Origin of the sequence: Escherichia sp. MOD1-EC5189 (assembly GCF_002966045.1) — a bacterium.
GTDB classification, from domain to species: Bacteria; Pseudomonadota; Gammaproteobacteria; order Enterobacterales; family Enterobacteriaceae; genus Escherichia; species Escherichia coli_F.
This window is the reverse complement of record NZ_PTRX01000012.1, coordinates 92,693-118,000: the sequence shown is the minus strand read 5'-3', so window position 1 is coordinate 118,000 and position 25,308 is coordinate 92,693. Positions and strand designations below refer to the sequence as shown.

Below are 25,308 nucleotides of genomic sequence, written 5' to 3'. Positions count from 1 at the left end.
CGCTTACCCTGCTGCCTGCATAGTGGCCCACCAGTCGGCATCAGCTTCGATCTCGCCTTGCTGATTAACGTGGGGGTAAGGCAGGCCTTTGCGTTTTGCGACTTTCGCCAGCACCGGATAGCCGCCCTCAAACAGCAGGCGTTGTTGCTCTGCTTCCGGCAACATGCTGTTTTCACGCAGGTACATGCCTGCGTTTTGCCGCTGGCGCTGGGCTTCGTAAAGAATAAGGGCTGAGGCAACGGAAACATTCAGCGACTGCACCATGCCGATCATCGGAATGATGATGTCCTGATCCGCCAGGGCTAACGCTTCCTGCGTGATACCTGTTTTCTCCTGTCCCATCAAAATACAGGTCGGGCGGGTATAATCAATTTCGCGGAAATCGACAGCGTTATCAGAAAGATGGGTTGCCAGAATCTGCATGCCCTGGCCTTTCAGATGAGCAACGGCATCGCCAATGGTGCGGTGTGTTTTCACCTGCACCCAACTGTTGCTGCCAGCCGCAGCCGAAGCCATGGTGCGCATCCGACTGCCAGGCCAGACAGCATGAACTTCATGTACGCCAACGGCATCTGCAGTACGAATAATCGCAGAAACGTTATGAGGTTTGTGGACCTGCTCCATGCAGACGGTCAGATCAGGCTGCCGCCTGGCGAGCATTTCGCAGATGCGTGCATAACGTGTTGGGTTCATAAAACATTAATTTCGGTTTCGGGTGACTTTAATCACGTCTGGCATCACGCGGATTTTGCGCATGATATTCGCCAGATGCACACGGTCACGGGCGGTCAGACGAATAAAGGCGCTGTAGACGCGACCATCTTTTTCTTCTGTATTCAAACTTTGAATATTCGAGGTCGTGGTGTTAATTGCCGCCGTCAGGTTTGCCAGCGCGCCCTGATGATTGAACATCTCCACCTTGATTTCGGTGATGAACTCCTGTGCCGTCTCTTTATCCCATTCCACAGCCATAAATTTTTCTGGCTCTTTCTGGTAGCCACGGATGTTACGGCAGGATTCATGGTGGATCACCAGACCTTTACCGGGGCTGACGTGGGCGATAATCGGGTCGCCAGGAATAGGGCGGCAGCATTTCGCAAAGGTGATCAACACGCCATCAGCACCTTTAATCGGCAGATGCCCGTGGCTTTGAGTCGCCGGCGGAATGGAGGCGTCCCCATGTTGCAGATTTTTCGCGACCACCACGCTCATTGCGTTACCAAGGCCGATTTCAGCCAGCAGATCGTCAAGCGTTGCCAGCTTCATGCGGTCCAGCTCGCGCTGAATATTTTCCGGCGGGATTTCATTGAGCTTACGGCTGCCACCCAACGCATGATTGAGCAGACGACGGCCCAGGCTTACAGAATCATCACGCTTGAGGTTTTTCAGCAACTGACGAATTTTGGCGCGCGCTTTCGAGCTAACGACAAAGTTCAGCCATGCGGCATTCGGGCGAGCGCCCGGTGCGGTAATGATTTCAACGGTTTGGCCACTGGAGAGCGGCTGCGACAGCGGGTAAGGCTGACGGTCGACGCGAGCGCCCACGCAGGCATGACCGATATCAGTATGCACTGCATAAGCGAAGTCGACAGGTGTGGCACCGGCAGGCAGCTCGACAATACGCCCTTCCGGTGTGAAAACGTAAATCTCATCCGGGAAGAGATCGGATTTAACGCTCTCGATAAATTCAAACGAGCTACCGGCGCTCTGTTGCAGCTCCAGCAGGCTTTGCATCCAGCGCTGGGCGCGAATTTGTGCGGTAGTACTGGTTTCGCCGTGCTCTTTATAAGCCCAGTGCGCGGCAACACCCATCTCTGCCATCTGGTCCATATCTTCGGTACGGATCTGGACTTCAACCGGCACGCCGTGCGGGCCAATCATCGAAGTGTGCAAAGATTGATAGCCGTTTGCTTTGGGAATGGCGATGTAGTCCTTCACGCGACCTGGACGCGGCTTATACAGGCTGTGCATTTGGCCGAGCACGCGATAACAGGTGTCGGAATCATTGACGATCACGCGGAAGGCGTAGATGTCCATGATTGAGTGAAAACGCTGCTCTTTGAGCACCATTTTGCAGTAGATCGAATAAAGATGCTTCTCGCGACCACTGACGCGGCACGGTATTCCCGCTTCCTGCAAACGCCCTTCGATTTCCGAGAGGATTTTTTGGATCATCTCTTTACGGTTGCCGCGAGCGGCTTTCACCACTTCTTTGATTACGCGGTAACGGTTGGGATACAGCGCCTCAAAACCCAGCTCTTCGAGTTCGGTTTTAATGTGGTGGATACCTAAACGGTGTGCCAGCGGGCTGTAAATTTCGAGGGTTTCACGGGCGATGCGGCGACGTTTGTCCGGGCGAAGTGAGCCCAGCGTGCGCATGTTGTGGGTACGGTCGGCAAGTTTGATGAGAATGACACGGATATCCTGCACCATCGCCATAATCATCTTGCGAAAGTTTTCGGCCTGCGCCTCTTTCTTATCGCGGAACTTGAGTTTATCAAGTTTCGACACCCCCTCTACCAGCTCGGCGACGCTTTTACCAAAAAGCTGTTCCATGTCCTGGTAGGTGGCGGGTGTATCTTCAATCACGTCATGCAGCAGCGCCGCCATTAGCGTTTCATAGTCGAGTTTCATCTCGGCCAGAATGCAGGCAACCGCTACCGGGTGCGTGATATAGGGTTCACCGCTTGAACGTGTTTGCCCCTCGTGAGCATCACGTGCAACGAGATACGCCTGCCGCAGACGCTTGATTTGGTCTTCCGGCAGGTAGGTTTGAATCAGTTGATTCAGGCTTTCAAACAGATACAAGGGCGACCCGCTTTGTGATTAACGACGACCTTCAGCAATAGCGGTAACGGCTTGTAATTCAGCGGCTTCCTGCTCTTGCTGTTCCTGGCGTTCGCGAACGTCGAGGATCTGGTTGTTGATCAGACCTTCTTCGATTTCGCGCAGCGCGATTACTGTGGTTTTATCGTTTTCTTCCGGTACCAGCGGATCCTTTCCGCCTACCTGCATCTGACGAGCGCGACGCGCGGCGACCAGTACCAGGTCAAAACGGTTACCAATTTTCTCTACAGCGTCCTGAACAGTTACGCGTGCCATACTTAAAAAGCTCCACAGGTGAAGAAATGACTGGGCATGATACTGAAATCAGGTTCAGTCTGCCAACAATTTGCTGATTAAAGCGTCATGACGCTGCTTTTGGCGGCTCATGCGCAGACGTTCGGCGCGAATAATGGTCTTCAAATCGGTCAACGCGGTATCGAAGTCATCATTCACAATCAGGTAATCATATTCGGCGTAATGGCTCATTTCTGCAACAGCTTGCGCCATACGCTTTGCAATGACCTCTTCGCTGTCCTGACCGCGACCGCGTAGACGGCGGTCCAGTTCAATTTTGGACGGCGGTAAAATAAAGATACTCCGCGCGTGCGGCATCTTCTGGCGAATTTGCTGCGCGCCCTGCCAGTCGATATCGAGAAAAACATCGACACCGGTCGCCAGTACTTGCTCAATGGCCTCACGCGAAGTGCCATAGTAATTACCAAAAACTTCTGCGTGTTCCAGGAACGCATCTCTGCTAATCATTTCTTTAAATTCATCATGATTAACAAAGAAATAATGTTCACCGTGGACTTCACCAGGACGCGGTTGGCGTGTGGTGTGTGAAACAGAAACCTGGGTGTCATACAACGGTTGGGTTTTTAATAAAGCCTGAATCAGGCTGGATTTACCCGCGCCACTGGGGGCAGAAACAATATAAAGCGTGCCTTGAGCCATGAGTATCTTTCGTATGTGATTAGCGAAATAAAGCCTACATACGAGCTTATTATACACGGCGCGGCCATGTGACGTAGCCCTTGCTCACACTTTTTGCGCAAAGTTGTTGCGTTTTGCGTAGCTGCTTCCGCATTTGCCTGTGATTCACTGCAATAAAGACGATTCTCAGGAAGCGTCCTCGCAGACTCCGTTTTTGCCACTCGGCTTTGCTTTCATCACGTTGTATATCTGCCTGACTATCTACAGCGGAGGTGATGATGAAAGTATGGATGGCGATATTAATAAGTATCTTGTGCTGGCAATCATCGGCGTGGGCGGTCTGTCCGGCCTGGTCGCCAGCCAGAGCACAGGAAGAAATTTCCCGCCTGCAACAGCAAATAAAACAGTGGGACGATGACTACTGGAAGGAAGGGGAAAGTGAGATTGAAGACGGTGTTTACGATCAGTTAAGCGCCCGTCTCACGCAGTGGCAACGCTGTTTTGGGAACGAGCCCCGCGACGCGATGATGCCACCTTTGGCAGGCACAGTTATGCATCCAGTTGCGCATACAGGCGTGCGTAAATTAGCGGATAAAAATGCACTACGTCTTTGGATGCGTGAACACAACGATCTTTGGGTGCAGCCGAAAGTCGATGGCGTTGCGGTAACCCTGGTTTATCGGGACGGGAAACTGAACAAAGCAATCAGTCGCGGCAATGGCCTGAAAGGGGAGGACTGGACGCAGAAAGTTCGCTTAATTCCCTCTGTGCCGCAAACCGTTAGCGGGCCTTTAGTCAATAGTACACTTCAGGGGGAAATATTTCTCAAGCGCGAGGGGCATATCCAACAACAAATGGGGGGAATAAATGCCCGCTCAAAAGTTGCTGGTCTCCTGATGCGCCAGGGGAATAGCGACACGCTGAATTCACTGGGCGTTTTTGTCTGGGCATGGCCGGATGGAACGCAGTTAATGACCGATCGTTTACAGCAGCTGACTACCGCAGGTTTTACTCTAACGCAGACGTATACCCGTGCGGTTAACAATGCTGATGAGGTTGAGCGCATACGCAATGAGTGGTGGAAAGCGAAATTACCCTTCGTCACCGATGGCGTGGTTGTACGAGCGTCTAAGGAACCCGAATCTCGCCATTGGCTGCCGGGCCAGGCAGAGTGGCTGGTGGCCTGGAAATATCAACCTGTAGCTCAGGTTGCCGAAGTGAAGGCGATTCAGTTTGCGGTGGGCAAGAGCGGTAAAATCTCGGTGGTTGCGTCACTTGTGCCTGTCATGTTGGATGATAAAAAAGTTCAGCGGGTGAATGTTGGTTCCGTCAGACGCTGGCAGGAGTGGGATATTGCGCCTGGTGATCAGATCCTCGTCAGCCTTGCCGGGCAGGGTATTCCTCGCATTGATAATGTGGTCTGGCGCGGTACAGAACGCACAAAACCGACACCACCAGAAAACCGCTTTAACTCGTTGACCTGCTACTTTGCTTCTGATGTTTGTCGGGAACAGTTCATTTCACGCTTAGTCTGGCTGGGGTCAAAACAGGTTCTGGGGCTGGATGGCATTGGTGAGGCTGGCTGGCGCGCGCTGCATCAGACTCATCGCTTTGAGCATATCTTTTCCTGGCTTTTATTAACGCCAGAGCAATTACAGAACACGCCGGGGATCGCGAAAAGTAAAAGCACACAGTTATGGCATCAGTTTAATCTGGCTCGTAAGCAGCCTTTTACTCGCTGGGTGATGGCAATGGGAATACCACTAACCCGGGCGGCGCTTAACGCCAGTGATGAACGGTCCTGGTCGCAACTTTTATTTAGCACAGAACAGTTCTGGCAGCAGTTGCCGGGGACTGGATCGGGGCGCGCCAGACAGGTTATTGAATGGAAGGAAAATGCGCAAATCAAGAAGCTGGGCAGTTGGCTGGCTGCCCAGCAGATCACAGGTTTTGAACCTTAGTGACCTTCGTGGCTGTAGTAAAAGACCGGTAATCCCAGCTTAAGACGTAGCGCCAGTAAACGGGCAAAAAAGCCGAATACCAGGGTGGAGATAATCACCACATCATGGTTAGAAACATAGTGTTGCAGCGCGATGTACAGCACGGCGGAGGCAAATGAGACACCGGCATACAACTCTTTCTGGAATACCAGTGGGATGCGTTTACAGAACATATCGCGCAAAACGCCGCCAAATACGCCGGTCGTCACAGCTGCGACAACGGCAATGATCGGGCCGTGTCCCATATCCAGTGCAACCTGTGCGCCAATGATAGAAAAGACCACCAGTCCGAGCGCATCGAGCACCAGAAACACTTTGCGCAGGTAAGGCATTACAGGAGCAACGATAGTGGTGAGTACTGCGGCGGTAGCGACGATAATCACATATTCCGGGTGTTTGACCCAGCCGAGCGGATAGTGGCCCAGCAGAATATCGCGCACTGACCCTCCGCCAATTGCCGTGGCGGTCGCAATAATAATTACGCCAAATGTATCCATGCGCCGTCGTCCGGCCGCCAGCGCCCCCGTCATGGCTTCGGCAGTAATGCCAACCAAATACAAAATGTGTAACAGCATGGTTCTCTCCCTAAAAATCTGTCTGGCAGGGTAGCGATTTGTGCGCATTGTCACGATTGAGATTTTTTAAGGTGAGAGGGAATTGATAACTTGTAGTTATGTGAAATTGTTATTTTCTGTAGCATAGATGCATTCTTCTGACTTCTTGTCTGAGAAAATGCATAAGAAAAAGTAGGTTAAAACTGAGGGGTGGAAAAGAAAGGTGCAATGTTAGCCATTGTGTTCACTGCACCTGGACCTTGGCTTACTCATCGGGTGTCTCAATCAACAAAAAGAGTTTTTAGTTTCTGCTATTTTTTCTCTGTAATTTTTACACTGTTTTCCAACTGCTTGATGCTAACCTGCGGGGTCGGCAACTCCTCAGGCATGGTTCCGCCAAGTTCCTGAATGGTTTGCCTCACCTTGCGACCCACGTCAAAGTGTGTGGTGTTAGCTTGCTGTTTTGAATTCACGCCATCCCGCTTGAGTTTTTCTTCTGTTTGGGTAGCTCGAAAGAGATTAGCCGCCAGTTCTGTTGAACCCATATGATCCAGGATCTTCTGACTCTTTTTCAGCCCCTTCCGCTGATGGATGGCTTTCTGATCTAATCCACCATACAGTCCCCGGTAACCATGATTCTGAAATATGGCGAAATCGATAGCTGTCGCTACCCCAGCTTGCTGCGCTGCCTCAACTAATTGTTTGTTATGTTCTTTCAACTCATTTCTCAGAAAAAGACGCTTTTCGTCTTCACGAAGTTGCCTGAAAGCTTCATCGTCAGCCAGCTCCTGCCGTCGGGTCTGGATAGCAAAATAAGTTTGCCCTGCCGCAATAACCGGTTTCGCAGGGTCGCCGTTTTGTACTACCAGGTAACAGGCATAGCGGGAGAGATGAACATCTTCAAGTTCTCGTTGAGCCCCTGAACCTAATACAACCATTTTGGTGGTTTCAACGAAATGGTCAGATGCAGCTTGATTGCTGGCTTCGCACGCTTGAGTCGCGCGGGCCAGTACCTTTTAAAATTGCGCCAGTCCCGATAATCCAGTAACGGTGCCAATTCTCTCGCTGACCAAAATTCTTGCCCTTCAGTGCCATAATGCCGTATTTCTTCAAAAGGTTGATGATGTTCGTTCATTGCCCACTCCATGTGATATCGATTGCAAAGAAAGTAAATCTGTAACTGTATTTATATACAGTTGTGAGTATCTCACGTTCTCAGTGTGCTGGGCAAAAAAACATCGCAAAATCTGGAGCAGGCACGCAAAACAGAATTGAAGTTGCGGGGAAGAAAAATGCCGCTCTGTTTGAGTGGGCGGCATTTGTGAAGGCTGAAAAGTAAGAATTGGCGTTACGAGTTATTCAATGTTCTGAATCTGCTCGCGCATCTGCTCAATCAACACTTTCAGCTCGATGGCAGAGTTTGTCACTTCGGCATTGATAGACTTCGAGGCCAGGGTGTTTGACTCGCGGTTGAACTCCTGCATCATAAAGTCCAGACGACGACCAACGGCTTCTTTTTTCTTCAGAATGTTGTAGGTCTCTTTAACATGCGCTTCGAGGCGGTCCAACTCTTCGGCAACGTCAATTCGTTGTGCCAGCAGAACCAACTCCTGCTCCAGACGGTTGTTCTCCAACTGAACCTGAGCATCTTCCAGCTTAGCGACCAGACGCTCACGCTGCCATTGCAGGATTTCCGGCATATGGGCGCGGACTTTGACCACTTCGGCGGTAACGCCTTCCAGACGCTGCTCGATCAATGCTTTCAGCGCCTGACCTTCGGTTTCGCGCGCGACGATAAAGTCATCCAGCGTACCATCCAGCGCCGCGAGAATTTCAGCAGCAATCGCGTCGAGATCCTGCTCCTGGGCTGCCATCACGCCTGGCCAACGGAGAATATCAACCGGGTTGATTTCCCCTTCGTCACTCTGCATTTTTACCCAGTTCGCGGCAGTTACCAGCTGTTTAGCCAGTTTTTCGTTGAGGATCAGCTCACCTTGTGCGCTGACATCTGGCTCATAGCGCAGGGTACATTCCACTTTACCACGCGTCAGGCGAGAACGAATACGCTCGCGAACGACAGGTTCAAGGCTACGGAACTGCTCCGGCAGACGAAAGTAAGTTTCCAGATAACGCTGGTTTACCGAGCGCATTTCCCAGGTTGCGCTCCCCCATTCACCCTTGATTTCACGCCGGGCGTAGGCGGTCATACTGCGGATCATAGACGTTCCTGTTTATAAAAGGAGAGGTGGAAGGATTATAGCCATCGATGCCTTGTCAGGATAGGAATAACCGCCGGAAGTCCGTATAATGCGCAGCCACATTTGTTTCAAGCCGGAGATTTCAATATGCGTCCAGCAGGCCGTAGCAATAATCAGGTGCGTCCCGTTACCCTGACTCGTAACTATACAAAACATGCAGAAGGCTCGGTGCTGGTCGAATTTGGCGATACCAAAGTGTTGTGTACCGCCTCTATTGAAGAAGGCGTGCCGCGCTTCCTGAAAGGTCAGGGCCAGGGCTGGATCACCGCAGAATACGGTATGCTGCCGCGTTCTACTCATACCCGTAATGCCCGTGAAGCGGCGAAGGGTAAGCAGGGCGGCCGCACGATGGAAATCCAGCGTCTGATCGCTCGTGCATTGCGCGCCGCAGTAGATTTGAAAGCCCTCGGTGAGTTTACTATTACGCTGGACTGCGACGTACTTCAGGCTGATGGCGGCACCCGCACTGCTTCTATCACCGGTGCTTGTGTTGCACTAGCCGATGCCCTGAATAAACTGGTTGAAAATGGCAAGCTGAAAACCAACCCGATGAAAGGGATGGTAGCCGCGGTTTCTGTCGGGATTGTGAACGGCGAAGCGGTTTGCGATCTGGAATACGTTGAAGACTCTGCCGCTGAAACGGACATGAACGTGGTGATGACCGAAGACGGGCGCATCATTGAAGTGCAGGGAACGGCGGAAGGCGAGCCGTTTACCCATGAAGAGCTACTCACCTTGTTGGCGCTGGCCCGAGGGGGAATCGAATCCATTGTAGCGACGCAGAAGGCGGCGCTGGCAAACTGATTTTTAAGGCGACTGATGAGTCGCCTTTTTTTTGTCTGTAGAAAAGTAAGATGAGGAGCGAAGGCATGAAACCATATCAGCGCCAGTTTATTGAATTTGCGCTTGGCAAGCAGGTATTAAAGTTTGGCGAGTTTACGCTGAAGTCCGGGCGCAAAAGCCCCTATTTCTTCAACGCCGGGCTGTTTAATACCGGGCGCGATCTGGCACTGTTAGGCCGTTTTTACGCTGAAGCGTTAGTGGATTCCGGCATTGAGTTCGATCTGCTGTTTGGCCCTGCTTACAAAGGGATCCCGATTGCCACCACAACTGCCGTGGCGCTGGCGGAGCATCATGACCTGGACCTGCCGTACTGCTTTAACCGCAAAGAAGCAAAAGACCACGGTGAAGGCGGCAATCTGGTTGGTAGCGCGTTACAAGGACGCGTAATGCTGGTGGATGATGTGATCACCGCCGGAACGGCGATTCGCGAGTCGATGGAAATTATTCAGGCCAATGGCGCGACGCTTGCTGGTGTATTGATTTCGCTCGATCGTCAGGAGCGTGGTCGCGGCGAGATTTCGGCAATTCAGGAAGTTGAGCGTGATTACAACTGCAAAGTGATCTCTATCATCACCCTGAAAGACCTGATTGCTTATCTTGAAGAGAAGCCGGAAATGGCGGAACATCTGGCGGCGGTTAAGGCCTATCGCGAAGAGTTCGGCGTTTAAAAATATGCGCTGCGCAGGTTTTTACTGTGCGCAGCGTGATGCGGTTTAAGATATCGTGTTAATCTGCTTTCGCCAGCAGTGGCAATAGCGTTTCCGGCCTTTTGTGCCGGGAGGGTCGGCGAGTCGCCGACTTAACGCCAGTAGTTTGTCCAGATACCCAAAGTCGCTCCATTGTACTTAAGTACGCTTCGCGTACGTCGCGCTGACGCGCTCAGTACAGTTACGCGCCTTCGGGATAGTTTGAGGGTATTGCCGCTGTTGGTGCCTCTTTTGGTCGCCGTGATGTGGAGAGTGGAATGGATGCTACCCGGATAACCCTTCTGGCGCTTGATTTGTTCGGCTCGCCGGGCTGGAGCGCCGATAAAGAAATACAGCGGCTGTATGCGCTCAGTAATCATGCCGCACGCCATTACCGACGGATTATTCTTTCTAAGCGTCACGGCGGTCAGCGGGTGGTGTTAGCCCCTGATTACTTGCTCAAAACCGTACAGCGCAACATTCTTAAGAACGTCCTTTCACAATTCCCTCTTTCCCCTTTTGCTACCGCCTACCGACAGGGTCGCCCAATCGTCAGCAACGCGCAGCCTCACTGCCAACAGCCGCAGATCCTTAAACTCGATATCGAAAACTTTTTCGATAGCATTAGCTGGTTACAGGTCTGGCGTGTGTTTAGCCAGACCCAGTTGCCACGCAATGTGGTAACCATGCTGACCTGGCTTTGTTGCTATAACGACGCGTTACCGCAGGGGGCGCCAACTTCGCCTGCCATTTCCAATCTTGTGATGCGCCGTTTTGATGAGTGCATAGGGGAATGGTGTCAGGCTCGGGGAATTACCTACACCCGCTACTGCGATGACATGACCTTTTCTGGTCACTTCAATGCCCGCCAGGTTAAAAATAAAGTATGCGGATTGTTAGCGGAGCTGGGCCTGAGCCTCAATCAACGCAAAAGTTGCCTGATAGCTGCCTGTAAGCGCCAGCAGGTAACCGGGATTGTTGTTAATCACAAGCCACAGCTTGCCCGTGAAGCGCGCCGGGCGCTGCGTCAGGAAGTACACTTGTGCCAAAAATATGGCGTTATTTCGCATCTTAGTCATCGTGGTGAACTTGATCCTTCTGGCGATCTCCACGCACAGGCAACGGCGTATCTTTATGCTTTGCAGGGAAGAATAAACTGGTTATTGCAAATCAATCCTGAGGATGAGGCCTTTAAACAGGCGAGGGTGAGTGTAAAGCGAATGCTGGTGGCATGGTAAGAAAAGCGTCAGGCAGACGTTTCTGCCTGAACGTTTGGGAGAATTACTGCAACTGCGCAGCAATTAGCGGCCAGCGGGCGTCAAAGTCATCCGTCGGGCGGTATTTAAACTCGCTGCGGACAAAGCGTGACAGCATACCTTCACAGAAGGCCAGGATCTGGCTTGCCAGCAGGGTTTCGTCGGTGGTGTAACCTTCACCCTCACGCATTCTCTTTTCACGCAATACCTGACGCAACTGCGCTTCAATACGCTCGAATAGCTGGTTGATGCGCCCTTGCAGGCGATCCTGTTCAAACATTAGTGCATGACCAGTGAGGATGCGGGTCAGGCCAGGATTACGCTCACCAAAACCGAGAAGCAGCAACACAATCAGACGCAGGCGCGCTGTGGTGTCTTTCTCATCTTTCAGAATCAGATTGATGCGAGTAATCAGGCTATCTTCGATAAACTCAATCAGGCTATCGAACATGCGGGTCTTACTGGGGAAGTGGCGATACAGTGCCGCTTCGGAAACGCCGACAGAGGCGGCCAGTTTTGCCGTCGTGATACGTTGGCTTCCATCGCTGGATTCCAGCATCAGCGCCAGAGACTGAAGTATTTCCTCGCGACGGTTCCTTTTCGCAGTTTGTTTTTCTGCCATGTTACAAAATACCCCTGAAAATAAGCACTTGCCAGGCGGCACCCACGCTATGACCGCAAACGAAATGTTTGCGGCTATGTTATGACGTTATTCGGATGCGTATGTGTTACTGACGACCAGAGTGACCAAAGCCGCCTTCACCGCGGTCGGTGGCGTCGAAATCTTCCACCAGATTAAATTCAGCCTGTACTACCGGAACAAAAATCATCTGGGCGATGCGTTCGCCAGGTTGAATGGTGAAGCTGTCCTGACCACGGTTCCACACGGAAATCATCAACTGGCCCTGATAGTCAGAATCGATCAATCCTACCAGGTTACCAAGCACGATACCGTGCTTATGTCCCAATCCGGAGCGCGGCAGCATCATTGCCGCCAGTGAAGGATCGGCAATATGAATCGCCAGCCCGGTCGGAACCAGCGTAGTGTCACCCGGAGCCAGTTCTACGGCGTCGTCGAGACAGGCACGCAGGTCAAGTCCGGCAGAGCCAGAGGTGGCATAAGTCGGGAGCGGAAATTCCTTCCCAACGCGCGGGTCCAGAATCTTAACGTCGATTTTTTTCATCATAACGGGTCACGATCTCGTCGAGTAATAATTGGCCAAGGAGCTCTTTGCGCTCAAGCGGTAAGACTTTATCTCCGTCCTGCCAGAAAAGGTGTAATGCGTTGTTGTCGCTGTTAAATCCTTGAGTTGGCTGGGAAACATCGTTCGCGCAGATCAGATCAAGGTTTTTACGGATACGTTTTTGCCGGGCGTATTCTTCCACATTATTTGTTTCGGCGGCAAATCCAACGACGTAGGGTCGATGGTCTTTTAGTGCGGCAACGCCTGCGACGATATCGGGGTTTTTAACCATTTTTATTGTTAATTCATCACCCTGCGTGGCCTGCTTTTTGATTTTCTCTGGGGCCACGGTAGCTGCGCGATAATCCGCCACGGCGGCGCAACCGATAAAAATATTTTGCTGCTGTACAGAAGCATTCACGGCCGCTTCCATTTCCAGCGCAGTCATCACATCAACACGTTTAACAAACGGTGGCGTCGGTAGTGAAACCGGACCTGATACCAGCGTGACGTTCGCGCCACGACGGGCAGCGGCGGCGGCGATAGCAAAACCCATCTTGCCTGAGCTGTGATTAGAGATATAACGCACCGGATCGAGCGGTTCACGCGTCGGGCCGGCGGTAATCATAATGTTCAGATGTTTCAGGTCGTTGACGGGCGAAAAATGCGCTACCGCCATATCAACAATGGTTAACGGATCGAGCATTCGCCCAGGGCCGATATCACCACAAGCCTGACTGCCACTGTCTGGCCCCCAGATGAGCAAACCACGGGAAGCAAGCACCTCTAAATTATGCTGCGTGGCAGCGGCACGGTACATCTGCTGGTTCATGGCGGGGAGCACGGCTACAGGCGCAGGTGTAGCCAGGCAAATCGTCGATACCAGGTCATTCGCCATTCCGGCAGCAACACGGGCAATCAAATCTGCCGTGGCAGGGGCGAGAATCACTAAATCAGCCCATTTACCCAGCTCAATATGGCCCATAGCGGCTTCGGCTGCCGGGTCAAGCAGACTGTCGGAAACGGGATACCCCGAAACTGCCTGCAAGCTAAGTGGGGTAATAAAGGCTTTTGCCGCTTCGGTCATGGCTACGCGGACGTCGGCCCCGCGATCGCGCAAACGACGCACCAGTTCAGGGGTTTTATAGGCAGCAATACCGCCGCTGACGCCGAGAACGATTTTTTTACCGGCCAGGCTCATGATGATTTTTCCTGTTGGGTGACACCAGAAGTTGGCGATTTTATCACAATACTTTTGTTGTCGTGCCTTCACCTGAGAATCACTTTGCGAGGCGCTTTCCAGGATTGAAAACTGGCCGTCGATTTAACGGAACGGCTATGACAGGATGCGAGCACCACAAAGGAGGTGAAGGTGAAAAACAATGCACAGCTGTTGATGCCGCGCGAAAAAATGCTGAAGTTTGGTATTAGCGCCTTAACGGATGTCGAGCTGCTGGCGCTATTTCTGCGTACCGGAACGCGCGGTAAAGATGTATTAACCCTGGCAAAAGAGATGCTGGAGAATTTCGGCTCTCTTTATGGCTTGTTAACCTCTGAATATGAACAGTTTAGTGGCGTTCATGGAATTGGCGTGGCGAAATTTGCCCAGTTAAAGGGGATTGCTGAACTGGCGCGGCGTTACTACAACGTGCGGATGCGTGAAGAAAGCCCTTTACTCAGCCCGGAGATGACGAGGGAATTTTTACAAAGCCAGCTCACGGGCGAGGAGCGGGAGATCTTTATGGTGATCTTTCTCGACTCCCAACACAGGGTTATAACGCATAGCCGTCTTTTTTCCGGCACGCTAAACCATGTTGAAGTCCATCCTCGGGAAATTATCCGCGAAGCGATAAAAATAAACGCCTCGGCGCTGATCCTTGCACATAATCACCCTTCGGGTTGTGCTGAACCCAGTAAAGCGGATAAACTCATTACCGAACGGATAATAAAAAGTTGTCAGTTCATGGATTTACGCGTGCTCGACCATATCGTGATTGGGCGTGGAGAGTATGTTTCTTTTGCCGAACGCGGCTGGATTTAACCCGCTATGCGCGATCCTTCGGGATCTTTGTCTGTTCGGGACTTGAGCACATCGCTGAGTCAGCGTATACTACGCCACCTTTGAGAATCTCGGGTTTGGCATTTGGGCCTGGCAATCGAGAGTTCACATAGAACTGCGATGACCGGGCTGTAAAGCCTGACGAGGCGCCAATACCCCATACGAAGCTCGAGCTAATTTGATTTTTGGAGAATAGACATGTCCCGAGTCTGCCAAGTTACTGGCAAGCGTCCGGTGACCGGTAACAACCGTTCCCACGCACTGAACGCGACTAAACGCCGTTTCCTGCCGAACCTGCACTCTCACCGTTTCTGGGTTGAGAGCGAGAAGCGTTTTGTCACCCTGCGCGTATCTGCTAAAGGTATGCGTGTAATCGATAAAAAAGGCATCGATACAGTTCTGGCTGAACTGCGTGCCCGTGGCGAAAAGTACTAAGTACTTAGAGGAAATAAATCATGGCTAAAGGTATTCGTGAGAAAATCAAGCTGGTTTCTTCTGCTGGTACTGGTCACTTCTATACCACTACGAAGAACAAACGTACTAAGCCGGAAAAACTGGAACTGAAAAAATTCGATCCAGTTGTTCGCCAGCACGTGATCTACAAAGAAGCGAAAATCAAATAATTTCCGCTTTGATGTAACAAAAAACCTCGCTCCGGCGGGGTTTTTTGTTATCTGCTTGCCCCCATATTGACTGCATCTGTTCATTCCTGGAGATGCTATGCCTGAATTACCCGAAGTTGAAACCAGCCGTCGCGGCATAGAACCGCATCTCGTTGGTGCAACCATTCTTCATGCGGTGGTGCGCAACGGACGCCTGCGCTGGCCGGTTTCAGAAGAGATTTACCGATTAAGTGATCAACCAGTGCTTAGCGTGCAGCGGCGGGCTAAATATCTGCTGCTGGAGCTGCCGGAGGGCTGGATTATCATTCATTTGGGGATGTCTGGCAGCCTGCGCATCCTTCCAGAAGAATTTCCCCCTGAAAAGCATGACCATGTTGATTTGGTGATGAGCAACGGTAAAGTGCTGCGCTACACCGATCCGCGCCGCTTTGGTGCCTGGCTGTGGACCAAAGAGCTGGAAGGGCATAATGTGCTGGCCCATCTTGGACCGGAGCCGCTTAGCGACGATTTCAACGGTGAGTATCTGCATCAGAAGTGCGCGAAGAAAAAAACGGCGATTAAACCGTGGCTGATGGATAACAAGCTGGTGGTAGGGGTAGGGAATATCTATGCCAGCGAATCTCTGTTTGCGGCGGGGATCCATCCGGATCGGCTGGCATCATCACTGTCACTGGCAGAGTGTGAATTGTTAGCTCGGGTGATTAAAGCGGTGTTGCTGCGTTCGATTGAGCAGGGCGGTACAACGCTGAAAGATTTTCTGCAAAGTGATGGTAAACCGGGCTATTTCGCTCAGGAATTGCAGGTTTACGGGCGAAAAGGCGAGCCGTGTCGAGTGTGCGGTACGCCGATTGTGGCGACGAAACATGCGCAGCGGGCAACGTTTTATTGTCGGCAGTGCCAGAAGTAATTGATGCGCGCCGGATGGCATACCATCCGGCATAAACGCTACGCTAATTTTGCCATCAATGCCTGATGGACATTCTCCGGCAGGAAATGAGTGACATCGCCCTGATGGCGCGCCACTTCTTTCACCAACGATGAAGAGATAAACGACCACTCTTTCGAAGGCATCAGAAACACACTTTCCAGTTCCGGCATTAAGTGGCGATTCATATGCGCCAGCTGCATTTCATATTCAAAATCCGCCACCGCACGCAGGCCACGAATCAACACCGTAGCGTGTTGATTACGGGCGAAGTTAGCCATCAAATCACTAAATCCGACCACTTCCACGTTTCCCAGATGCGCAGTTGCGTGCTGTGCCAACGCCACACGCTCTTCCAGAGTAAACATCGGTTTTTTACTGGGACTGGCGGCAATCGCCAGAATAACGTGATCGAACATTTGCGTGGCACGCGTCACGATATCGATATGACCATTGGTAATGGGATCGAAAGTACCCGGATAAATCGCCCGTTTTTGCATAACAACCTCAATGCGTTTTCGGTGGCAGGTAAGGTTCCAGCAGTTGAAGCAGACGCTGTAGCGCGCCCTGGTTTTGATACAGCACTTCAACGGCATGACGGCCATAGAAACTACGGTAATCGGCGTCGGTGAGTAAAGAGGAAACCTCTTTTGCAAGCGTAGTGGCATCGGTGACGGTAATCAGCCCGCTTGCCTGCTCCAGCCGTGCGCAAATATCTTTAAAGTTAAAGGTATGCGGCCCCATCAATACCGGAATAGCGTGTGCGGCAGCTTCCAGCGGATTATGCCCACCACGTTCAACCAGTGAACCGCCAACAAAGGCGAGATCGGCAATGCCGTACAGTAACATCAGCTCGCCCATCGTATCGCCAACCACAACCTGCGTGCTGGTTGAGGGGACTTCCCCTGAAGAGCGTGTGATATAGCTTAGCCCAGCCTGGCGGACAAGGTTAATCGCATCCGGGAAGCGTTCCGGGTGACGTGGTACCAGGATGAGCAATAAATTCGGGAATTGCTGTAACAATGCCTGATGTGCGGCGATCACCACACTCTCTTCACCTTCGTGAGTGCTGGTGGCAATCCATACCGGGCGATGAGGAGCCCACTGGCGGCGCAGCGTTACTGCTTTGGCAGCCAACTGCGGCGTGACAGAGATATCGAATTTCAGGCTACCAGTGATGGTCACCTGATTATTTTTTGCACCCAGCGCCACAAAACGTGCCCCATCTTCTTCATTTTGGGCGGCAATCAGCGTAATTCGACGTAGCAAGCGACGGACGAATTTGCCCAGTTTGGCATAACCTGCGGCAGAGCGTGCAGAGAGTCGCGCGTTAGCGATCACCAACGGAATTTTACGTTTATGTAGCGCCGCAATCAGGTTAGGCCATAGCTCGGTTTCCATAATCAACACCAGTTTGGGGTCGACTTTATTCAGGAAACGATTAAGCGCATCGGGTAGATCGTAAGGCAGATAAACGTGCTGAACATCCTTACCGAACGCAGATTGTACGCGTTCCGAACCGGTTGGCGTCATGGTGGTGACGGTAATCGGTAAATCAGGATAACGATGACGCAGCGCGCGCACCAATGGGATCGCCGCCAGCGTTTCACCAACGGAGACGGAGTGCAGCATAATGCCGCCTGGTTTTAGCGGATGGCGGTAAAAACCGTAACGTTCACCCCAGCGTTTTCGATAGGCCGGAGCCTTACGTCCTCGCACCCAGAGCCGTATCCAGATCAGCGGCTGAATAAGGTAGAGAAGGGCGGTGTAAAGCAATTCGAGCATAGTAAATAGCTGACTTATGGATGTGCTGGGGATTCTATGTATTTAGCTGTGGCTTTACCATTACTTTTCCCGTTTTTGACTTAAATAGCAATTTACCCGCCAATTCTTGCTGAACATCTATACTTTTTTTGTATTTTTATGCGATTCATTGATTTCCGCAGTACGTGCAGTAAGGAATCGCGGAGCAACAGTGAAAGAATATTGTTGCTAATGATTTTATTTGATTGATTTCTTTATTGAAAAACAACGATGTGCTTAAAAATCATTCGGATCGGATTGCCGCGAAAGAAGTGATACACTAGCGCGTCAATATCAGTACGGTATCAGTATTCAGGTAGCTGTTGAGCCTGGGGCGGTAGCGTGCTTTTTCTGCTTCACCTTAATCGGATAATCTCAACAAAAAGAGTTACTTGTGGATAAGCCATTTCGAAGAATTTTGCTCATTAAGATGCGTTTTCATGGGGATATGTTATTAACTACTCCTGTCATTAGTTCGCTGAAAAAAAATTACCCTGACGCAAAAATCGATGTGCTGCTTTATCAGGATACCATCCCGATTCTGTCTGAAAATCCAGAGATTAACGCGCTCTACGGCATAAAAAATAAAAAAGCAAAAGCCTCAGAAAAAATTTCCAACTTTTTTCATCTCATCAAGGTATTACGTGCCAATAAGTATGACCTTATCGTCAATCTTACCGATCAATGGATGGTTGCTATACTGGTTCGCTTATTAAATGCCCGTGTGAAAATTTCCCAGGATTATCATCATCGGCAGTCTGCTTTTTGGCGTAAAAGCTTCACCCATCTGGTGCCGTTGCAGGGTGGAAATGTGGTGGAAAGTAACTTATCCGTGCTGACGCCATTGGGACTTGAATCGTTGGTGAAGCAGACAACCATGAGTTACCCGCCTGCAAGCTGGAAACGTATGCGTCGCGAACTTGATCACGCAGGTGTTGGACAAAATTATGTGGTTATCCAACCTACCGCGCGGCAAATCTTCAAATGCTGGGACAACGGCAAGTTTTCCGCTGTGATTGATGCCTTACATACACGTGGCTATGAAGTCGTTCTGACGTCCGGCCCGGATAAAGACGATCTGGCCTGCGTCAATGAAATTGCGCAGGGATGCCAGACGCCACCAGTAACGGCGTTGGCCGGAAAGGTAACCTTCCCGGAACTTGGTGCGTTAATCGATCATGCGCAGCTGTTTATTGGCGTTGATTCCGCACCGGCGCACATTGCCGCTGCAGTTAATACGCCGCTGATATCGCTGTTTGGTGCAACAGACCATATTTTCTGGCGTCCCTGGTCAAATAACATGATTCAATTCTGGGCGGGAGATTACCGGGAAATGCCAACACGCGATCAGCGTGACCGAAATGAGATGTATCTTTCGGTTATTCCGGCGGCAGATGTCATTGCTGCTGTTGATAAATTATTGCCATCCTCCACGACAGGTACGTCGTTATGATCGTTGCTTTCTGTTTATATAAATATTTTCCCTTTGGCGGTTTGCAACGCGATTTTATGCGTATTGCTCAGACAGTCGCCGCCCGAGGTCATCATGTTCGGGTTTATGCCCAGTCGTGGGAAGGCGAATGCCCTGATATATTTGAACTGATCAAAGTGCCGGTTAAATCGCATACCAATCACGGGCGCAATGCGGAGTATTTTGCCTGGGTGCAAAAACATTTACGTGAACATCCCGTCGATAGAGTCGTTGGATTCAACAAAATGCCGGGGCTGGACGTTTATTATGCCGCTGATGTTTGTTATGCCGAGAAAGTGGCGCAGGAGAAAGGCTTTTTCTATCGCCTGACGTCACGTTATCGCCATTATGCCGCCTTTGAGCGGGCAACCTTTGAACAGGGCAAGCCGACACAGTTGCTGATGCTGACGGACAAGCAAATCGCCGATTTCCAGAAACATTATCAGACTGAAGCGGAGCGTTTTCATATTCTGCCACCGGGGATTTATCCTGATCGTAAATATAGCCAGCAGCCAGCCAATAGCCGTGAAATCTTCCGTAAGAAGAATGGAATAACCGAACAACAATATTTATTGTTGCAGGTCGGTTCAGACTTCACGCGTAAAGGTGTTGATCGTTCCATTGAAGCACTTGCTTCATTACCGGATTCGCTGCGCCACAACACATTGCTATATGTTGTTGGGCAGGATAAACCGCGAAAATTTGAGGCGCTGGCAGAAAAACGCGGCGTGCGCAGTAATGTTCACTTCTTCTCGGGGCGCAACGATGTCTCGGAATTAATGGCGGCGGCGGATTTATTACTGCATCCTGCCTACCAGGAAGCGGCGGGAATTGTGCTGCTGGAAGCGATTACTGCAGGATTACCGGTACTAACAACAGCCGTTTGTGGTTATGCGCATTATATTGTTGACGCCAATTGCGGCGAGGCTATTGCTGAGCCATTCCGCCAGGAAACATTGAATGAGATTTTACGCAAAGCGTTAACGCAATCTTCATTGCGCCAGGCCTGGGCGGAAAATGCGCGACATTATGCTGATACACAAGATTTATACAGTCTGCCAGAAAAAGCGGCGGATATCATAACGGGTGGTCTGGATGGTTGAACTGAAAGAGCCGTTTGCCACGTTATGGCGCGGTAAAGATCCTTTTGAGGAAGTTAAAACCTTGCAGGGTGAGGTTTTTCGTGAACTGGAAACTCGCCGCACTCTGCGCTTTGAAATGGCGGGCAAAAGCTATTTTCTCAAATGGCATCGCGGCACGACCCTGAAAGAGATAATCAAAAATTTACTCTCATTGCGGATGCCAGTATTAGGCGCAGACCGCGAATGGAATGCGATTCATCGACTGCGGGATGTCGGCGTTGATACTATGTATGGGGTGGCATTCGGCGAAAAAGGCATTAATCCGCTGACCAGAACCTCGTTTATTATAACCGAAGATCTGACACCAACCATCAGTCTGGAAGATTACTGTGCTGACTGGGCGACTAACCCTCCAGATGTTCGCGTAAAGCGTATGATTATTAAGCGTGTCGCGATGATGGTGCGCGATATGCATGCTGCGGGCATTAACCACCGTGACTGTTATATCTGTCATTTCCTGCTGCACTTGCCTTTTTCTGGTAGGGAAGAGGAGTTAAAAATTTCGGTAATTGACCTGCACCGGGCGCAGCTTCGCACGCGCGTTCCACGTCGTTGGCGCGATAAAGATCTTATTGGGCTTTATTTTTCTTCGATGAATATTGGCCTGACTCAGCGGGATATCTGGCGGTTCATGAAGGTGTATTTTGCTGCCCCGCTTAAAGACATTCTCAAGCAGGAACAAGGGCTGCTGTCGCAAGCAGAAGCAAAAGCCACAAAAATCAGGGAAAGAACGATTCGAAAATCGTTGTAACCCTTTAGAAATGAATAACTTATTTTAGCCAAAATTTTGGATACAGAATCAATATGTCTCAACTCAATGATAGTGACATCATCCTTTTTGAGTATAATTTCCATTATAAGAATATAAGATCTAAAAATACTCTTGATATAGCATTTGGAATTGATAGAAATTTTCTTTTTGGATGTGGTGTAGCCATTGCATCTATTCTATTAAACAATAGAGAAATATCTTGTGAGTTTCATGTTTTCACAGATTATATCAGTGATAAAGATAAGTTATATTTTTCTGATTTAGCAAAACAATATGATTCAAGAATTAATGTTTATGTTATCAATTGTGATAAGCTGAAGTCATTACCAAGCACGAAAAACTGGACTTATGCCACATATTTCAGATTTATAATTGCAGATTACTTCTCTAATAAACATGAAAAAATTCTATATCTTGATGCAGATATTGCTTGTAAAGGTAGCATTAAAGAACTCTTAGATTATCAATTTTCTACTAATGAAATTGCTGCAGTTGTAGCTGAAAGAGATGTTGAATGGTGGCAGAATCGAGCCTCGATACTAACTACACCGCAATTAGCTTCTGGATATTTTAATGCTGGTTTTTTGCTGATAAATATTGTTGAGTGGAATCGAAATAACATTTCGACAAAAGCTATTGAAATGTTGCGAGACCCAGATTGGGTAAGTAAAATCACCCACCTTGATCAAGATGTCCTGAATGTATTATTGAATGGTAAAGTCAAATTTATATCAGAAAAATATAATACCCGATATAGTATTAACTATGAATTAAAAGACAAGGTTGATAATCCAGTCAATGATGACACTGTGTTCATACACTATGTAGGGCCTACAAAACCCTGGCATGAGTGGGCTGATTATCCTGTGTCACGTAGTTTTTTGATCGCCAAAGCTGCTTCTCCGTGGTGTAAAGAAGATTTACTTAAACCTGTAAATAGCAATCAATATCGGTATTGCGCAAAACATAAATTTAAACAAAAGCATTATATAGCAGGCATTCTTAATTATTTAAAATATTATAAAGAAAAATGCTTCTAAATATTTAAGGTTAAAATACTTCATCATGATATATAATAAAACGATAAATGGGTTGAAAGTTCTCATAAAAGATAATGATCCCTTTTACGAGCAAGTTCTGAATGACTTTTTAACTTGTAGGATTAAAACATTAAAAGTTTTTCGTTCTATTGATGATACTAAAGTCATTCTTATTGACACTGCTCGCGGACCTCTTGTGCTTAAAGTTTATGCGCCAAAGCATAAAATGGCCGAACGTTTCTTAAAATCTTGTGTCAAAAAAGATTATTATGAGAACTTAATTTATCAAACTGATCGGGTACGTGGTGAGGGCATCCAATCAATTAATGACTATTTTTTACTTGCTGAACGTAAAACATTAAATTTCTCACATTATTATATTATGCTCATTGAGTATATTGAAGGTGTGGGGTTAAATGAGTATTCGGAAATTTCAGAAGATCTGAAGCATCAATTATCAGAATCGATTAAAGAGTTGCATCAGCATGGAATGGTGTCTGGCGATCCTCATAAAGGAAATTTTATAGTATCCGAAAAAGGATTAAGACTAATAGACCTTTCAGGTAAAAAAACAACCGCAGTTTTAAAAGCGAAAGATCGTATTGATCTCGAACGGCACTATAATATAAAAAATGAATTGAAAGACTTTGGCTATACATACCTTGTATTCAAAAAGAAAATTAAAAAAGCAATCAGGGATGTAAAAATCAAGCTGGGATTGAAAAACAAATAATATTTATGATGAAGGGTAATTAAATTGGATTTTAAACATCTTACTCGATTTAAAGATATAATTGAACTGGACAAGCGCCCTGTTAAAATTGATGAACGGGAAACGTTCAATGTCTCATGGGGTATTGATGAGAACTACCAGATTGGGGCTGCGATTTCAATTGCTTCAATTCTTGAAAATAATAAAAAAAACAACTTTACCTTTCACATAATCGCTGATTACTTAGACAAAGAGTATATTGAATTATTATCACAATTAGCAACGAAATATCGAACGGTTATTAAATTATATCATATTGATTCTGAGCCACTGAAAGCGTTACCTCAATCAAATATCTGGCCAGTATCTATTTATTATCGTTTGCTTTCATTTGATTATTTTTCTTCGCGATTAGATTCATTATTATATCTTGATGCTGATATTGTCTGTAAGGGTTCATTAAATGAGTTACTGGAATTAGAATTTAAAGATGAATATGGTGCTGTAGTAATTGATGTTGATGCTATGCAAAGTAAAAGTGCTGAGCGTTTGTGTAATGAGGATTTTAACGGTAGCTATTTTAACTCTGGTGTAATGTATATTAATTTACGGGAATGGTTAAAACAAAGACTAACGGAGAAATTCTTTGATCTATTATCAGATGAGTCAATTATCAAAAAATTAAAGTATCCGGATCAAGATATTTTAAACTTAATGTTTTTACATCATGCTAAAATATTACCGAGAAAATATAATTGTATTTATACTATAAAGTCAGAATTTGAAGAAAAAAATAGTGAATATTACACCCAGTTTATTAATGATGAAACTGTCTTCATACATTATACTGGTGTAACTAAGCCATGGCATGATTGGGCGGACTACGCATCTGCAGATTATTTTCGTAATATTTATAATATATCTCCATGGAGAAATATACCTTATAAAAAAGCTGTTAAAAAACATGAGTACAAAGAAAAATATAAACACTTGCTTTACCAGAAAAAATTTCTCGATGGTGTTTTTACAGCAATTAAATATAATGTTATGAAAGGTTAATATTCGAGATGGTTGATAAAATAATATTTACAGTTACTCCTATTTTTTCAATTCCTCCTCGCGGAGCGGCCGCTGTTGAAACGTGGATGTACCAGGTTGCTCAGCGTACCAATTTCCCAAATCGTATTGTTTGTATCAAGAATCCAGGATACTCAAATTATACCTTTGTTAATGATAATTGTAGTATTCATAGGGTTGGATTCAGCCGCATATATAAGCGGTTATTTCAAAAATGGACAAGACTTGATCCTCTTCCATATTCACAGAGAATATTGAATATTGCACATGATTTTCCTATAACGAAAGAAAGTGTTATTGTAGTTCATAATAGCATGAAGCTATATGCTCAAATTCGTAAGCGAGCACCTCAGGCAAGAGTGGTTATACATATGCATAATGCATTTGAACCAAAATTGCTTGAGCAAAATGTTAAAATGATAGTGCCTAGTTTATACTTGAAAAAGTATTACCAATCTTATTTAGCAAATGCAGATATTGAGATTGTACCAAATGGAATTGATTTAGAAACCTATCAATCTACTTTTCAGCCGATCACTAGAAGCGAACTTAATATCTCCCCTGAAGAGAAAATTATTTTTTATGCTGGGCGTATCGTCCCTGACAAAGGCATATTACTGTTGATGCAATCATTCGAAAAATTGGCCGCTGCTCACAAAAATTTAAAATTAGTTGTGATTGGTGATTATACAGAAATGAGTAAAAGTGACAAAGGTGCATATCAACACAATGTCAGGGAAATTGCAAAACGTTTGAAGGATCGTTGCATTATGTTAGGAAGCATACCGCCTGAAAAGATGCATTGTTATTACCCACTGGCAGATTTAGTTGTCATTCCTTCCCAGTTCCAGGAACCATTTTGCATGGTGGCAATTGAAGCTATGGGGGCTGGTAAGCCTGTTTTAGTGAGTACGCGTGGGGGGATTACGGAATTTGTCAAAGAAAATACTACGGGATTCCATTTAAAAGAACCTATGACTGCAGACTCTATAAGCAGCGATATTTTAAAAACGTTAGCGAATCCTGAATTAACAGCAGTTGCAAAGCAAGGTCAGGATTTTGTGTTTGATCACTACAGTTGGGATGGCGTAACTCAAAGATTTGAAGAGGTTATTCATAATTGGTTTGAATAAATAAAAAGGCC

26 protein-coding genes and 1 pseudogene are annotated in these 25,308 nt (G+C 48.1%); 15 read left to right on the top strand and 12 right to left on the bottom strand.

The window, feature by feature from the left end; all coding sequences use genetic code 11:
• Positions 1–3: 3 nt before the first annotated feature.
• From trmH to gmk, 4 genes are read right to left on the bottom strand one after another with little or no spacing between them, the layout of a single operon-like run.
• On the bottom strand, positions 4–693 hold the full coding sequence (trmH, locus tag ATB02_RS12810; RefSeq protein ID WP_001070177.1) for a tRNA (guanosine(18)-2'-O)-methyltransferase TrmH: 690 nt from the start codon (positions 691–693) through the stop codon (positions 4–6).
• 6 nt (positions 694–699) lie between these two features.
• Complete coding sequence (spoT, locus tag ATB02_RS12805; protein ID WP_032185484.1) at positions 700–2,808, bottom strand: bifunctional GTP diphosphokinase/guanosine-3',5'-bis pyrophosphate 3'-pyrophosphohydrolase; 2,109 nt, start codon at positions 2,806–2,808, stop codon at positions 700–702.
• Between the two features lie 18 nt (positions 2,809–2,826).
• Positions 2,827–3,102 carry a DNA-directed RNA polymerase subunit omega gene (gene rpoZ, locus ATB02_RS12800; protein WP_000135058.1) on the bottom strand — a complete coding sequence of 92 codons (276 nt, stop codon included), beginning with the start codon at positions 3,100–3,102 and terminating at the stop codon, positions 2,827–2,829.
• 54 nt (positions 3,103–3,156) lie between these two features.
• Positions 3,157–3,780 (bottom strand): guanylate kinase, encoded by a 624-nt coding sequence (gene gmk, locus ATB02_RS12795; protein ID WP_001295237.1) that lies wholly within the window; start codon positions 3,778–3,780, stop codon positions 3,157–3,159.
• 257 nt (positions 3,781–4,037) lie between these two features.
• Between gmk and ligB the strand changes: the two genes are divergently transcribed.
• Positions 4,038–5,720 (top strand): NAD-dependent DNA ligase LigB, encoded by a 1,683-nt coding sequence (ligB, locus tag ATB02_RS12790; protein WP_105271686.1) that lies wholly within the window; start codon positions 4,038–4,040, stop codon positions 5,718–5,720.
• On the opposite strand, the gene ATB02_RS12785 is transcribed toward ligB, so the two are convergent.
• From ATB02_RS12785 to ATB02_RS12775, 3 genes and pseudogenes are all read right to left on the bottom strand, one after another.
• Positions 5,717–6,334: a trimeric intracellular cation channel family protein gene (locus ATB02_RS12785; protein WP_000924289.1), complete on the bottom strand. Its 618-nt coding sequence runs from the start codon at positions 6,332–6,334 to the stop codon at positions 5,717–5,719. The genes ligB and ATB02_RS12785 overlap by 4 nt on opposite strands.
• A gap of 290 nt (positions 6,335–6,624) precedes the next feature.
• Positions 6,625–7,448, bottom strand: a pseudogene (dinD, locus tag ATB02_RS12780) (DNA damage-inducible protein D).
• Between the two features lie 220 nt (positions 7,449–7,668).
• Positions 7,669–8,532 carry a YicC/YloC family endoribonuclease gene (locus ATB02_RS12775; protein ID WP_000621336.1) on the bottom strand — a complete coding sequence of 288 codons (864 nt, stop codon included), beginning with the start codon at positions 8,530–8,532 and terminating at the stop codon, positions 7,669–7,671.
• 126 nt (positions 8,533–8,658) lie between these two features.
• Between ATB02_RS12775 and rph the strand changes: the two genes are divergently transcribed.
• From rph to ATB02_RS12755, 3 genes are all read left to right on the top strand, one after another.
• Complete coding sequence (gene rph, locus ATB02_RS12765; protein WP_001247087.1) at positions 8,659–9,375, top strand: ribonuclease PH; 717 nt, start codon at positions 8,659–8,661, stop codon at positions 9,373–9,375.
• 65 nt (positions 9,376–9,440) lie between these two features.
• Positions 9,441–10,082, top strand: coding sequence for an orotate phosphoribosyltransferase (gene pyrE / locus ATB02_RS12760; RefSeq protein WP_000806154.1), 642 nt, complete (start codon positions 9,441–9,443; stop codon positions 10,080–10,082).
• A 296-nt stretch (positions 10,083–10,378) separates the two neighbouring features.
• Positions 10,379–11,338 (top strand): reverse transcriptase family protein, encoded by a 960-nt coding sequence (locus ATB02_RS12755; RefSeq protein ID WP_103253763.1) that lies wholly within the window; start codon positions 10,379–10,381, stop codon positions 11,336–11,338.
• 43 nt (positions 11,339–11,381) lie between these two features.
• Here ATB02_RS12755 and slmA read toward each other — a convergent pair whose 3' ends face one another.
• The 3 genes from slmA to coaBC all read right to left on the bottom strand — a co-directional run bounded on the left by slmA (position 11,382) and on the right by coaBC (position 13,741).
• Complete coding sequence (gene slmA / locus ATB02_RS12750) at positions 11,382–11,978, bottom strand: nucleoid occlusion factor SlmA (RefSeq protein WP_000818601.1); 597 nt, start codon at positions 11,976–11,978, stop codon at positions 11,382–11,384.
• 106 nt (positions 11,979–12,084) lie between these two features.
• Positions 12,085–12,543 carry a dUTP diphosphatase gene (gene dut, locus ATB02_RS12745; RefSeq protein ID WP_000976070.1) on the bottom strand — a complete coding sequence of 153 codons (459 nt, stop codon included), beginning with the start codon at positions 12,541–12,543 and terminating at the stop codon, positions 12,085–12,087.
• A complete protein-coding gene (coaBC, locus tag ATB02_RS12740; RefSeq protein ID WP_000050139.1) occupies positions 12,521–13,741 on the bottom strand; it encodes a bifunctional phosphopantothenoylcysteine decarboxylase/phosphopantothenate--cysteine ligase CoaBC in 1,221 nt (406 codons plus the stop codon). The genes dut and coaBC overlap by 23 nt, the downstream gene beginning before the upstream one ends.
• Positions 13,742–13,912: 171 nt before the next feature.
• Between coaBC and radC the strand changes: the two genes are divergently transcribed.
• The 4 genes from radC to mutM all read left to right on the top strand — a co-directional run bounded on the left by radC (position 13,913) and on the right by mutM (position 16,129).
• Positions 13,913–14,581 carry a RadC family protein gene (radC, locus tag ATB02_RS12735; protein ID WP_001297375.1) on the top strand — a complete coding sequence of 223 codons (669 nt, stop codon included), beginning with the start codon at positions 13,913–13,915 and terminating at the stop codon, positions 14,579–14,581.
• A 216-nt stretch (positions 14,582–14,797) separates the two neighbouring features.
• Entirely contained in the window at positions 14,798–15,034 is a 237-nt protein-coding gene (gene rpmB / locus ATB02_RS12730; protein ID WP_000091955.1) for a 50S ribosomal protein L28, read from the top strand.
• A 20-nt stretch (positions 15,035–15,054) separates the two neighbouring features.
• Positions 15,055–15,222: a 50S ribosomal protein L33 gene (rpmG, locus tag ATB02_RS12725; protein ID WP_001051798.1), complete on the top strand. Its 168-nt coding sequence runs from the start codon at positions 15,055–15,057 to the stop codon at positions 15,220–15,222.
• A 97-nt stretch (positions 15,223–15,319) separates the two neighbouring features.
• Positions 15,320–16,129, top strand: coding sequence for a bifunctional DNA-formamidopyrimidine glycosylase/DNA-(apurinic or apyrimidinic site) lyase (mutM, locus tag ATB02_RS12720; protein ID WP_001114527.1), 810 nt, complete (start codon positions 15,320–15,322; stop codon positions 16,127–16,129).
• A 38-nt stretch (positions 16,130–16,167) separates the two neighbouring features.
• Here the strand turns inward: mutM and coaD are convergent, their stop codons facing one another.
• A complete protein-coding gene (gene coaD, locus ATB02_RS12715) occupies positions 16,168–16,647 on the bottom strand; it encodes a pantetheine-phosphate adenylyltransferase (RefSeq protein ID WP_001171862.1) in 480 nt (159 codons plus the stop codon).
• A gap of 7 nt (positions 16,648–16,654) precedes the next feature.
• Positions 16,655–17,932 (bottom strand): lipid IV(A) 3-deoxy-D-manno-octulosonic acid transferase, encoded by a 1,278-nt coding sequence (gene waaA, locus ATB02_RS12710; RefSeq protein WP_000891553.1) that lies wholly within the window; start codon positions 17,930–17,932, stop codon positions 16,655–16,657.
• A 412-nt stretch (positions 17,933–18,344) separates the two neighbouring features.
• On the opposite strand from waaA, the gene rfaQ reads away from it, so the two are divergent.
• From rfaQ to ATB02_RS12675, 7 genes are read left to right on the top strand one after another with little or no spacing between them, the layout of a single operon-like run.
• Entirely contained in the window at positions 18,345–19,403 is a 1,059-nt protein-coding gene (gene rfaQ / locus ATB02_RS12705; RefSeq protein WP_105271685.1) for a lipopolysaccharide core heptosyltransferase RfaQ, read from the top strand.
• Positions 19,400–20,524 (top strand): glycosyltransferase family 4 protein, encoded by a 1,125-nt coding sequence (locus ATB02_RS12700; protein ID WP_001604104.1) that lies wholly within the window; start codon positions 19,400–19,402, stop codon positions 20,522–20,524. The genes rfaQ and ATB02_RS12700 overlap by 4 nt, the downstream gene beginning before the upstream one ends.
• Positions 20,517–21,314 (top strand): lipopolysaccharide core heptose(I) kinase RfaP, encoded by a 798-nt coding sequence (gene rfaP / locus ATB02_RS12695; protein ID WP_024212122.1) that lies wholly within the window; start codon positions 20,517–20,519, stop codon positions 21,312–21,314. Before ATB02_RS12700 ends, rfaP begins: the two co-directional genes overlap by 8 nt.
• Before the next feature lie 53 nt (positions 21,315–21,367).
• On the top strand, positions 21,368–22,375 hold the full coding sequence (waaO, locus tag ATB02_RS12690) for a lipopolysaccharide 3-alpha-galactosyltransferase (RefSeq protein ID WP_105271684.1): 1,008 nt from the start codon (positions 21,368–21,370) through the stop codon (positions 22,373–22,375).
• 25 nt (positions 22,376–22,400) lie between these two features.
• Positions 22,401–23,108, top strand: coding sequence for a lipopolysaccharide core heptose(II) kinase RfaY (gene rfaY, locus ATB02_RS12685; protein ID WP_000639950.1), 708 nt, complete (start codon positions 22,401–22,403; stop codon positions 23,106–23,108).
• Between the two features lie 24 nt (positions 23,109–23,132).
• On the top strand, positions 23,133–24,146 hold the full coding sequence (locus ATB02_RS12680) for a glycosyltransferase family 8 protein (protein WP_105271683.1): 1,014 nt from the start codon (positions 23,133–23,135) through the stop codon (positions 24,144–24,146).
• 8 nt (positions 24,147–24,154) lie between these two features.
• Positions 24,155–25,297, top strand: coding sequence for a lipopolysaccharide N-acetylglucosaminyltransferase (locus tag ATB02_RS12675; RefSeq protein ID WP_105271682.1), 1,143 nt, complete (start codon positions 24,155–24,157; stop codon positions 25,295–25,297).
• Positions 25,298–25,308 lie beyond the last annotated feature (11 nt).